We start from the raw sequence: 12,635 nt of genomic DNA, 5'->3' as shown, positions 1-12,635 counted from the left end.
ACACACCATCAATGAGGACCTTCATTGGGGCGTCGACGCATTGGCAAACGTGATGGGATCAAAAAGCGTTTCAGCGTCGTTGGCCTCGCAGCGCACGCTGATCGTGAACGTGCCGCCGGACGGGCTGGACACGAACACCCGCGTAATACCCTCGCCATCGGTGGAACTTTGCTCGGGGCGGATCACTACCGAATCATCGTTGCCGCCCGCAGCGGTGGAGAACCAGCGCACCAGACGGTTACGCCCAGGGTTTCGATAGTTATCGCGCAACGTGGCGTACAGCTCGACCTCCTGTCCCAATGGAACCGGCCCCAGTGGGACCTGGGCCATCAGCGGCCCCGGGAAGAACAGCGACAGCGGGTCGTCGGTGACGCTGATCGCCGGGGCCTGCTGTGCGTCGATCAGGTCCAGCCAGAACAGCGGAATTTCCCGCCCCATGACCTTGCCGGGCAGGTACTCGACCGTTACCGTACCGTCGACTTCGGTGGCTTTTGTCTGAATCGTGCCCAGACTGGCCGACCAGTACACATTGACGCCGCTCAATGGCTTGCCGTCGGCATCCTTGAGGGACACGGTAAAGATGATTTTCTCGTCCGGCTTGTTGGCCACCACCTCGGTCTTGTCCACGACACAGGTCATGGTGACAAGCGGTTGCACAACTTCATCGGCGAAAGAAACCAGCGGCGCATGCGCATCCGAAAGGCTGAGCACAGCGCGCTCGGCGGCGATTCGATAAGCATCCTTCTCAACGGTTTCCGGCAGGTTGCCCACCAGAAAAATCGTCAAGGCGTCCATGCCGCTGTGTCGGGCGAGTACACGGATGCGCATCAACAAGTCGAGCTGGGACAGGTTCTTCAGAATCTTCAGGGTCGGGTCGATGCGGCTGACGCATTCACGTACTTCATGCACGCTCCAGTCGAAAAACGCTGCGAGCCGCACCGATGCCGCCTGCTGCGCCAACCGTAGTGCGTCACCTGTCAGAGGGCTCGGCAAGGCATTGACCTGACGCAGGTAATCCAGCAGGTTGGCGGCGGGCTGCTCACTCAATTCAAACGCCCGGCTCAGCGAACTCAGGTAATACAGCACGCGTATCGACAACAGATGCCGATCCTCCTGATCCATCCATGCCTTGTGGCCGTATTGCAGAAAGTCTTCGAGCAGCAAAGCGCTCAAGTCCAGTTTGTTGGTTACAGCGCTACGCCGCCGGACATCGACCAACAGGCTCAGCAACGGGTCTGGTTTTTCAGAGGCGCGCGCTCCGGGCCGGATGTCTTCAAGTGCATCGCGCTCGGCCCTTTCACTGACATGAAACAACAACTGATAGACGGTGAACTGCGCCCACGTCAGCATCTGTAACCCGCGTTCGGCATCAAGGCCGGTGTAAACCGCCAGACACTCCCTGGCGACCGAGACCTGCGCCTCACAGGCCTCCAACAGCACGCCCAGCATTCGCTCGACGATGATTCCCCGTACACTGACATCGTTCTCGCCAAGTCCTTCCCTGACAGCCTGATCGAGCTTTTCCCGGGCAAAATTCAGGTACTGGGACTCAGACAACTGCAGGTTGATGACCAACCCTGTGCTATCCACCAGCTCGCTCAACAATTGCAGCCAGTCCAGGCCTTCCAGCGAGGGCACGCCGGCCATCGCCAACCCGGCATTGTTGAACAGCGCGGCAGGCAGCAAATTACGGATCTGATCAAACAAGCGACGCTCGGCCTGCGTGGCAACCGCCAATGCCTGCGGCGGTGATACCTGTTGCAACATCCACAGCACGGGGAGTTCGCGGTCCTTGCACCAGGATACGCAGGAGTGCAGCGCATAAATCAGGTTGAGCACATCCGGTGTGCTCTCACTGTTACGGCGTTCCTGAATGCGCGGAGGACCTGCCAGCCCGTCGACCCAGATCTCCCCGCCTAGCAGGGTCAGCATCAACAGGCCTTCGACCGGGGTAATACCCAGCAACCGCGGCAGCTTCACCAGCCGGTAGAAACTCGAAATGATCGCCGGTGTACGCGCAAGCGTGCCGGTTTGCCCATGTGCGCGCTCGATCGCCGTCGCCAGATAGCTGTAAGTCTGTAGATCGATGTTTAAACCGCTGCACAATTGAGTGACCGTCAACTCGGGCACACCCTGCACCGGCATCGTCGCAAACGTTGCGCCGTCCAGCTTCAGCGGTTGGCGATAATTGCCCGAACTGTTGAACGTGCGGTCAAACAGTGACAACACCTCGGCGCGACCATAAATCGACATTTCATCGATGAATGCCGCAAAGTCTTCTGCCGCGCAGCCATAACGTTCACGCAGTGACTGGAACAAGCCCAGGGCATGCACCTGATGGGAGGAAATCCACCACGGGTCTGGCGGCTCAGCACCCCGTGCCTGGGCCTTGATCGCTGCTGCCAGCAACGCATCCACCTGCTCGGTGGGCAACTCCAGCCATTGATCCAGACGTAGCTTGCGATTCATTCGCTCGTAGCGGTCAATGGTGCTCGGGTCCTGCGTCAGACGATGCAGGAAGGCTGCGCCCTCGTTCTTGTAATCAATATCGAGTGCCGGACTCGCGGCGGCATTGAGATACACCGAGCCGCAGCGCTGACTCTCGTCAGCTCCCGGTTGCACGGGTTCATACACGGTGACGTTGGCCGAACGCGTCGGGGCGAACTCACGTATCGACAACAACGCCTCGATGCCCCGGGCGTCCAGCCGGGTGCGCTCGCCAAAGAACTGCACCTGATTGAGGTTCAGCCATTCCAATCCATGCGCACCGAAATTGCGCGCGTAATAGGCATCGCGGTCTTTCGCAGTTGTAGGCGCCTCGGTCAACAACTCACGCTGATAAGGCCCCAGTCGCGAAGCATGGGTAAAAGCACGCCCCGCATCGTTATCCCACGCCTCGGGCTGCAGGAAATAGGGATAGGCCAAATCCACCATGTGGGCGAAATTGCCCACCGACAGGCCATGCTGGCGGGCAACAAAATCGAGGGTGACCCAATGCTGATAGTAAGGGAGGCCGTTGGGATAGCGGGCCTGGATCAGCGCCTCTTCCAGATCCGGCTGGCCACTGCTGTTTTTCTCGATAAATGTTTCGAGCACCGGGACGATAATGTCCACCGCCGACACCGCCTGATGCACCGCGTTGAAGTCGACCAGCAGCTTTTTCAGATCCTGGCGCCGGTCGTGCAAATCCAGTTTCTCGGCGCTGCCAACGTTGTAGATCCGTTCATCGATCCAGCGTAACAATTCAATCAGATAAGCCACCGGCGAGGTGAACGACTCCAGTGCTTGCGGAGGACACAGGGTATCGAACTTCGGTTCGAATAACTGCTCGTAGCTCGGTCCCTGAACGATCGACAGCAGACCGCTTTTGCAGCGAGTGACCTGCGCCGCAGAGCCACTCAACGAGTGCTCGATGAACTGGCGCCGGATGAAAATCGCCAGACTGTTCGCAGCACGCAGAAAGGCCCGCGCATCGTCGGGGGTCATCCGGTAAGCCCTGACCAGTCCCTGCACGCCGTGCTCGACCAGAGGAAAAATCGAGCCACCGTTTTCAAGATAAGCGCAAAACCCGGTATAGGTCTGGCGTTGTTCATGGCTGAACACTTGTGTCAGCAACTGCAGCGCGGGGCGCGTCACAGGATCGGTCATGGTCGGGCTCCCGGTGGGATCGAAGTCATGTCAAAGCGCTCGCTTTCAACCCAATCGGACAAGCTCGCGCCATCCGCCCCGTCGGTGAGGGTCTGTTGGAAGCGGCACCAGTGGCCGCCTGGAAGCACGGCTTGCGTCGCCTCGCCATGCCACCCTTGAGCAGTGACGGCAAGGCTGGCGCTCAGGGCTTGCTCAGGGTCGTACCAGGTCACCACACGCCCGACGCCGACGCGGCCTTTACCGACGAAACGAAGCGGATTTTCGACCCAGCGTCCCGGCGCCGGCTCGTCAATGCCGGGCAGGTAAGTGCCGAGCATCACAGGGTGCGCGGCTGAAGCGGCAGATTCGAAGCCGTCACGCGAGGACACCGCCACCACATCGCAGGCGCCGGCGGGCTGATCCGCTTCAAGCGTCAATGACCAGGTACGATCCCCAAGCACCGGACTACGCCCGGAGAGCGCGCCCTTGCTGCCCGTCAGCGTGACCGTAACGGTATCCCCCGGGTAGCCGAATCCGGACACGACAACCGATCGACCGATATGCACGCCTTGGCCGGGGCTTTCGATGAACGGCGCTGCCGGCACCACTTTATAAATGCGTGACAGGGTGTCCTTCGATTCATGGGTCTGAAAGATTTGCCGAGCCTTCACGGTGTAGTTGCCAATCGGTAGCGTCACCTCGGCCGCCCATTTACCCTCGGCACTGACCGGTACTTTTTCGAGCAGGATCTCGCTCGGGTTTTCACGCCAGAGCGTCACCTGACCATAGGGTTCTCCGGTACCGGAAAACCTGGAGGTTCGCGCCAGTGACTGATTGTGTGCCGGCACCTCGATGACCGGCGGCAACAGCACCACAAAATAGCTGCGCACATCACTGCGCAGGGACTCCCTGCCGGCGATGGTTTGCGTGGCGTCGATCTGGTATTTGCGAAACTCGAGTTTTTCCAGTTCGATGAACCAGGCACCATGCGCCGTCAGCCGTTTCGGCTGGCCCAATGCCCGGCCGAATTGCGCGTCGCGCAGTTGCAGCGTGGCACCATTGAACCCGTTGGTACCGCGCACGATCAGGTCGTAGTGGGCATCTGCGTTTTCATTCGGTTCGGTGATCACCGGTTTCTCCGGATTGACCGAAAATGCTCGCGATGCCGGGGGCGATGCGCGCCCTGCAACGGTCTGAATCACCGTGACGGTATGTTCCCTGTCCGGCGCAAACCCAGCCTCGCGCTTGAAGGTCCAGGTGCCGCTGCTGCCACTGGGTGTGTGCTCGTTCGTACTGTCGCTGTATTTCAGGCTGAGCGTCGCGCCGGGCCAGCAGGTACCGGAGATTTTTGGTGACAGGCCGTCATTCTCGACAGCAGTGATCTGCGGTGCCAGCAGCGGCACGCTGATGGTCATTTCCACAGAGTCGGAGGCCAGAGAACCGTCTTTTTGCACCAACAGCACAACCTTGGTGGTGTTCGGCTCCCAACGTGCTGAAGCCTGTACCCGCCAGCCCTGGGCCGTTACCGGTGCCATCGGTGCAATCGGCGCGCCGGTCGTCCTGTCTGTCACATGCACCGTGGCTCCGATCACACCTTTGCCGGTCAGGATCGGCGTGTAATCGACCACGGTATAAGCCAGATCAGTCGGTGGCGGAAAACGGTCGATGTTGACGATCCGTTCAACCGCTTGCGACACCGCATCACCCAGTTTCTGCAGTACACGCACTGTGCGTGTCGAACCCGGTGCCCAGGCCTGCGACGCCCGGGTCGACCAGCCCTGCGCCGTGACGGTTGCCAGCGGGGCGACCGCGCTGTTGTCCGCCTTGTCCGTAATCTCGACCGACGCGCCAGTAACGCCCTTGCCGCTGAACGTCGGGGTGTAACTGGTAATGGTGTGGGTCACATCCGTGGGCGGCGGCAGTGTTGATGACGCCTTGAACAGGTACTCCTGCGAAGGAATCCAGCCACCCGCGTTATCGGAGACTTTCTGGACAGCCTTCAGATCGTAATCGCCGATGGGCCAGTTTTGTGAGCGGGCCGTCCAGCGCCCACCCTGCACGATCCCGCCAGACGGCGGTGTTGCGCCGGCCGGGCCTTTCACGATCGTGATCTCGACCGTGGCGCCGGTGAAGCCATCGCCGGAAAACTCGATTGTGGTAAGGGTCGGGTAGACAACACTGACTGTGGTCAAGGATGGGGGGCGGATTTTAAACAACCGCGGCATACTCCGGCCCGACTCCAGACCTCCTTTGATCTGCTTGGCAACCAGAGAAGCAGGCCCGGGGGGCAGCGTGACGGACGCGCTCCATTGCGCTCCAGTCAAAACATTGCTCTGGCCCACTTGAGCAGAACCCAAGTCTTTTAACAGAATAACTATAGCCCCTGCTTCGCCCTCGTTACCTGACACCGTAAAGGTCATTGCCTGCTGCGAGGCATTTGCAGGGGAGGTAATTGCAGGTGTGGCCGGCCGCAAGTAAACCGTCACGGGCACCTGATTTGAATACCCGATGTGCGTGCCCTGGAAACTTGAACCCGCATGAAAAACAAAGGGCCCCTCGGGTAAATCCTGGCTAAGGTTTACCTTCCATAAGCCGTTTCTGACGGTTGCTTGCCCGTAGGATCCCCCGCTCCCGCCCTCTCTGTATATCGTGACCGTTACACCGTCGTTCGGCCCGGTACCAGAGACTTCCGGTCTAAGTTCACGTATCACATCATTTGTTTTAGGGAGAGTGATCTGCGCCGGGGCGTAAACAACTGTGAAGGGATAATCTGTACGTCCCTTGTCCTGCCCCCCCCAAGGGATGTAGTACTCGACAGAGAAAATATGCGGCCCCGGAGTGAGGTCCGACGCATGTTGATAGCTCCATTTACCTGGAGCTGGCACGGTTACGCTGGAACTCGAACCGTGATCAAAAAATACTCTAACAACCGCCGACGCCCTGGCATCTTTAGTACCGCTGATAATCGGCCTGGCACCCAATTGGGCACCACTCTGGAAGGAGGTCATAAGCGGCTTGGCTGCGAGGATAAAATCCACATAACCCCAGCTCTGCCATTCACCTCTCAATTTTGCCCGGAAACCGAAACGGCCATGACCGTTAATATCGGTGGCGGGCACACTTCTGAACAACACGCCAAGGTCATTGGTATTTCCCGTATAGCCCTGACCTCCATACTGGTCTACCAACTGATATTCGTGAACGCCATGTTCACCCGCCTCAATATGAAAATACACGGGTGATACCAGCGCGTAACTCATGGGCGTCGGCTTATAAACAAGGGGCGCCGGCCGCGCTATCGATTGTTCATCTACAGTAACCGCAGGCGTAATTTCGGGGTTATTGTCAGAGCCGGATTGTTCATTATCGTCTGCCATGAGAGATCTCTCGGGTGATGCCAGGATTGATACGGCACAATGAGTTGATACCCCTGAAGCACCTGGTTGCCTACCTGTAAAATCTGACAGTACTGACGAACGGTAACGAGTATTTTGCGGCGCTTCCCCAGCTCGCCGGGAGGCTACAACGCCATTCGCCTTTACCTACAGATCAGCCAGAATCCGCTGGCTTGTGCGCTTTGCTGATGACCCGTAACGTGGTCCGTGCCGCTGCCAATCAGTGGTCGGGTTTGGTCGCCCGGGGGGTAGACGAATGTGCATAAGCGTCATCAAGTCGGGTACTCCCTATCCCCGCACTCGATGGTGGCTGTTCGCAGGGCGCCCCTCGGGCGCGCCGGTATTTCGTATGCCTCCCGGTCGACTGACCTGCTTGCAGCCGCCACCCTCGCGATGGCGATTTATCAATTGAGCGAGATGGGTTTGTTGCTGGCGGAGAAGGCGCTGGACAGTGAGCGGGCGATTGCTGCGGCCCGGGCGTTAGTGATGGGTCTTCTGTGTGACGCTTTCGCGAGCAGGCTCGCTCCCACACTGGATCTGCTTTGAACACATGATTCGTGATCAACACCGATCAACTGTGGGAGCGGGCTTGCCCGCGAAGCTTTTGGCGGTATGAAGTCAGGCCGAGGCCGGCAATGGCTGAAAACTGAAGTACTGACGCAACGCCTCAATCAGTTGCCCATACTCCGGTGGCGGACGCTGCAGGCTGAAGCCGGCGTCGTAATGCATCGGAGTCGCGTCTTCATGGCACCACAGGCAGCACGCGGTGAGGTCGATCACCTGCTGAAGGCCATCGCCGCACGGGAGCTTGAGACGCAGACTGAAATCGACACCAGTCATCATCGGCAACTGGCTGATGAGCATCAGCCCGTCCTCGGACACATTGCCCAGAAAACCGATGGGTTTGTCGGTGACGCTGTTGAACACCCGGAGGAAGTACGGCAACTGGTGCCGTTCGATTCGACGGTCGGTAAACATGCGCATTACGCCATGCAAGGCTCCATCACAGAGCCGCACCTTTGCTTCGGAACACGCCTGTATCGCAGACGTGCTCTCCCCGCTTCCGGTGGGATGGTCGCCAATACGCCATCACCTCAACAACGACCAGTCGCAGGTGTTGCCCCGTTCAGACGCCAGGCGTCTGAACGGGATCACTGGACTATAGCTCACCTTATACAGTCAGCCAGCGTTTGTATGACAACCAGCATCAGAAGCGTTGCGGACTCGGCACTGCCGCTGCACTGCGCGTCGGGTAGTGGCCCAGGCTCTGCAGGGTTTCCAGGCGCGCACGGGCGCGGAAGGCATATTCGCTGTTGGGGTAGGAGGCGATGATGAACTGGTAGGTCTGCGCCGCGTCGATGTACATTTTTTGCCGTTCCAGGCACTGACCGCGCATCATCGACACTTCCGGCCACACATAAGGGCGGGCCCGGCTGTCGCGCTCGACCTTGGACAGTTCGAGCATCACCTGCTCGCAATTGCCTCGGTCATAGGCGCTGTAGGCGTTGTTCAGATGGTGGTTCATCGCCCAACGGGTACATCCCGTGGCAGCGAGGGCGCTGAGGGCAAGGGCGGCAATGGGCAACAATCGCATGAGGGTTCTCCTGTCTTGAGCAGTGTATCGACCCGCTGCCAAAAATCTTCAGAAGCGTTTGCGCCGATTGTCGCGTTCAATAAAGAAAACAATAACGAAGCTCTTCACAAAAAGTAGTGCAAACGAACAATGACTACACCCCAAGAGCATAGTAGCCTCTGCTAGCGCTTGAACTCAGGAGTCTTTGCATGTCCGTCCGTCGTACCAAAATCGTCGCTACCCTTGGCCCGGCCAGTAACTCGCCGGAAGTTCTCGAACAGCTGATTCTGGCTGGTCTGGACGTCGCCCGTCTGAACTTCTCCCACGGCACCCCCGACGAGCACAAGGCTCGCGCGAAGCTGGTGCGTGACCTGGCTGCCAAGCACGGTCGCTTCGTCGCCCTGCTGGGTGACCTGCAAGGCCCGAAAATCCGTATCGCCAAATTTGCCAACAAGCGCATCGAGCTGAAGATCGGTGACAAGTTCACCTTCTCCACCAGCCATCCGCTGACCGAAGGCAACCAGCAAGTGGTCGGCATCGACTACCCGGATCTGGTGAAAGACTGCGGCGTGGGCGACGAGCTGCTGCTCGACGACGGCCGTGTGGTGATGCGCGTCGACACCGCTACCGCCACCGAACTGCACTGCACCGTGACCATCGGCGGCCCGCTGTCCGACCACAAAGGCATCAACCGTCGCGGTGGCGGCCTGACCGCACCGGCCCTGACTGAAAAAGACAAGGCCGACATCAAGCTCGCCGCTGAAATGGAAGTCGACTACCTCGCGGTGTCCTTCCCGCGTGACGCTGCCGACATGAACTACGCCCGTCAATTGCGAGACGAAGCCGGCGGTACTGCCTGGCTGGTGGCGAAGATCGAACGCGCCGAAGCCGTGGCCGATGATGAAACCCTCGACGGCCTGATCAAGGCGTCCGACGCAGTGATGGTTGCCCGTGGTGACCTCGGTGTGGAAATCGGCGACGCCGAACTTGTGGGCATTCAGAAGAAAATCATTCTGCACGCACGCCGCCACAACAAGGCAGTGATCGTCGCGACCCAGATGATGGAGTCGATGATCCAGAACCCGATGCCGACCCGCGCCGAAGTGTCCGACGTGGCCAACGCCGTGCTCGACTACACCGACGCCGTGATGCTCTCGGCCGAATCCGCTGCCGGTCTGTACCCGCTGGAAGCTGTTCAGGCGATGGCGCGTATCTGCGTCGGCGCTGAAAAGCACCCGACCAGCAAGACCTCCAGCCACCGTATCGGCAAGGAATTCGAGCGCTGCGACGAAAGCATCGCCCTGGCGACCATGTACACCGCCAACCACTTCCCGGGCGTGAAAGCGATCATCGCGCTGACTGAAAGCGGCTACACCCCGCTGATCATGTCGCGTATCCGCTCCTCGGTGCCGATCTACGCCTTCACCCCGCACCGCGAAGCCCAGGCTCGCGCAGCGATGTTCCGTGGCGTGTACACCGTGCCGTTCGACCCGGCGTCGCTGGCACCGAACGAAGTCAGCCAGAAAGCGATCGACGAGCTGGTCAAGCGCGGCGTCGTGGAAAAAGGCGACTGGGTGATCCTGACCAAGGGCGACAGCTACCACACCACCGGCGGCACCAACGGCATGAAAATCCTGCACGTTGGCGACAAGATGGTCTGAGTCGTCCCGCGCTGAAAAACAAAAGCCCCGCCATGAGAATGGCGGGGCTTTTGCGTTTCCAAATGGCCGTTTTCAGCGGTCACTGATGCCATTACCGCTCGTCGTAACTGTCAACTCTGACAGTAGAACCACCGTTCATTCCCGCATCCACTCACCCTGACACCAACGAGTGAATACGCTGACGAAGGAGTGACACAATGGCAATTCCGCTCACGAACCTCGCACAACTGGACAAGACCTTTGCAGAGGACGGGATTTTTACTGCGCCTCCCTCTGAAGGCATCAAAAACATTATTCCGCGGTTCCTTACGCTTGCCCCCTCCGGAGATGCTTACTTTTTATGCAGCGTACAAGACCTTGAAAACCGGAGCCTGTATGCATGTTTTCATCTAAATGAACATGGCCAGTTCGATAAAGACTTCGGAGGAAATGGCTACGTCGTGGGGTCGTTTGACGGGAGTGAAAGCTCTACAAGCAATAGTTCGCAGCAGATCCTGCTGGTGGATATCGACGGGAGCAAGAGGATTTTACTTGTCGGATTTTTTTCAGCCCCGGGGGCTGAGTGGAGGAGTTCTCTGGTACGCCTTCATTTGAATGGAGAAATGGATACGGCGTTCGGGGAGGGAGGGATAAGAATCATTGATCTGCCGCCCGACAATGCACAAGGCATCCCCGCACTTACGAGTGCTCAGACTCCACACAGCACAGACACCGGTCGCACACAACTTTCGATTTTGCCTGACAACCGCATTTTGTTGATTCAAGAAGGGAAAAATTTCGACTACATCAATGTTTTAAACAGCGATGGTTCACCCGACACAAACTTCAATGGAAGCGGTTTTTTTGAAGCCAAACCTAAAGATGCCAGAAATGTCTTTCTGTGGTCCCTCATGCGAACGGCGAAGGGCAAGTTCGTTGGCGCGGGGGTCGTCGAAACGCTCCCCATCTCTACCCAAAAGGCACTGTTCGTTCAGCTGGATGATAAAGGCGAGCTCGATACCTCATTTGGGGACGGGGGTTATGTGCTCATCGGCGGGGAATATGCTGACTATCAGATCCGTGACTTGGTCACTCAGCCCAACGAACGCATCCTGGGCATTGGCATCAGTGTCGGCGTCAGAGGTTTGTTGATCAGTCGAGAGCCGGACGGTACACCAAACATTCAATTTAATGGAGGCCAGCCGCTTGATACCATCCTGGATCAAGGAAAGACAAACTGGCTGTCGGGTAAGGTCCTCGGAAACGGCACGTTTCTAGTGGCGGGAAGGGCGGGCGACGAATTAGATCCACTCATCAGCGGTAACGTCGTAGTTGCGCGTTTTCTGAACAATGGCGCGCTGGACACTTCATTCGGTAACGGTACCGGATATTGGCGTTTCGCCGACACTACCGGTCTCGCCGTGCTGCCCCTTGCCTTTATGGAGGGTAAGGTTTTGTTCATAACCTGGACAAAAAGCAACTTCGTCAGGGTCATGCGTGGGTTGATACCAGACGCTGGCCCGGCTCAGTGAGCGCGACGGCCGAGAAACAAAAGCCCTGCCCTGTGAATGGCAGGGCTTTTTGCTTTCCAACTCAATGATTGCGGGACCGGGGCCGACCCCGGTCACCCCCGGTTGATAAACCCCATCAGTGCCGCAATTGCTTCCGGCGAGCGCAAGCGCTGGACGAACAGCTTGCCTTCCTCCTCGACCACCTTGCGCAATAAATCCCTGTCCGGCGCCTTCATCAGCTGTTTGCTGATGCGCACCGCTTCGGGTGGCAGTTTGTCGAAGCGCAGCGCCATCTCCCGCGCCTTGGCAAAGGCCGCTTCGCCGCTGGGCAATGCCTGGGTGGCAATGCCCCAGGCCGCCGCCTGTTCACCGTTGAACCCTTCACCCAGCAGCAACAACTCGGCAGCCTTGGCCTGGCCAAGCAAGCGCGGCAGGATCAGGCTGGAACCAAACTCCGGGCACAGCCCCAGGTTGACGAACGGCATGCGCAACCGCGCATCGCGGCTGACGTACACCAGATCGCAGTGCAGCAGCAACGTGGTGCCGATGCCCACCGCTGCACCGGCCACGGCGGCGATCACCGGTTTGCGGCATTCGAGCAGATTGAGCATGAAGTGGAACACCGGGCTGTCGAGGTCGCTCGGCGGTTGCTGGACGAAATCGGCGATGTCGTTGCCGGCGGTGAAGCATTCGGCGCTGCCGGTGATCAGCACGGCGTTGATTTCAGGATCGCTGTCGGCCTGCTTCAGGGCCTCGGCAAGACGACTGTACATCGCGCGGGTCAGGGCGTTTTTCTTGTCCGGGCGATTCAGGCGCAGGGTCAACAGGCCGCGTTCACGTTCTACTTGGATAGCATCGGTCATGGCAGGTCTCGCGTCTGAAAAGTCAG

At 58.8% G+C, this 12,635-nt stretch carries 7 protein-coding genes; 2 read left to right on the top strand and 5 right to left on the bottom strand.

Annotated elements, in window-relative coordinates; translation table 11 throughout:
• Window positions 1-21: 21 nt before the first annotated feature.
• The 4 genes from U862_RS0124110 to U862_RS0124090 all read right to left on the bottom strand — a co-directional run bounded on the left by U862_RS0124110 (window position 22) and on the right by U862_RS0124090 (window position 8,616).
• The gene (locus tag U862_RS0124110) at window positions 22-3,648 is read right to left on the bottom strand and encodes a Tc toxin subunit A (RefSeq protein ID WP_025112753.1); all 3,627 of its coding nucleotides are present in this window, start codon (window positions 3,646-3,648) and stop codon (window positions 22-24) included.
• Complete coding sequence (locus tag U862_RS0124105; RefSeq protein ID WP_157836084.1) at window positions 3,645-7,004, bottom strand: hypothetical protein; 3,360 nt, start codon at window positions 7,002-7,004, stop codon at window positions 3,645-3,647. The genes U862_RS0124110 and U862_RS0124105 overlap by 4 nt, the downstream gene beginning before the upstream one ends.
• Before the next feature lie 636 nt (window positions 7,005-7,640).
• The gene (locus U862_RS0124095) at window positions 7,641-8,000 is read right to left on the bottom strand and encodes a PilZ domain-containing protein (RefSeq protein ID WP_025112749.1); all 360 of its coding nucleotides are present in this window, start codon (window positions 7,998-8,000) and stop codon (window positions 7,641-7,643) included.
• 229 nt (window positions 8,001-8,229) lie between these two features.
• A complete protein-coding gene (locus tag U862_RS0124090; protein WP_025112748.1) occupies window positions 8,230-8,616 on the bottom strand; it encodes a tol-pal system YbgF family protein in 387 nt (128 codons plus the stop codon).
• Between the two features lie 188 nt (window positions 8,617-8,804).
• Here U862_RS0124090 and pyk point away from each other — a divergent pair, with 188 nt between their 5' ends.
• On the top strand, window positions 8,805-10,256 hold the full coding sequence (pyk, locus tag U862_RS0124085; RefSeq protein ID WP_025112747.1) for a pyruvate kinase: 1,452 nt from the start codon (window positions 8,805-8,807) through the stop codon (window positions 10,254-10,256).
• 197 nt (window positions 10,257-10,453) lie between these two features.
• A complete protein-coding gene (locus U862_RS0124080; protein WP_025112746.1) occupies window positions 10,454-11,767 on the top strand; it encodes a hypothetical protein in 1,314 nt (437 codons plus the stop codon).
• 92 nt (window positions 11,768-11,859) lie between these two features.
• Here U862_RS0124080 and U862_RS0124075 read toward each other — a convergent pair whose 3' ends face one another.
• Window positions 11,860-12,609, bottom strand: a complete 750-nt coding sequence (locus tag U862_RS0124075; RefSeq protein WP_025112745.1) for an enoyl-CoA hydratase-related protein — start codon at window positions 12,607-12,609, stop codon at window positions 11,860-11,862.
• Between the last annotated feature and the right edge of the window lie 26 nt (window positions 12,610-12,635).

Source organism: Pseudomonas sp. H1h (assembly GCF_000633255.1).
Taxonomy (GTDB): Bacteria; Pseudomonadota; Gammaproteobacteria; order Pseudomonadales; family Pseudomonadaceae; genus Aquipseudomonas.
The sequence above is the reverse complement of the archived record's forward strand: the minus strand, read 5'-3'. Positions and strand labels throughout refer to the sequence as shown.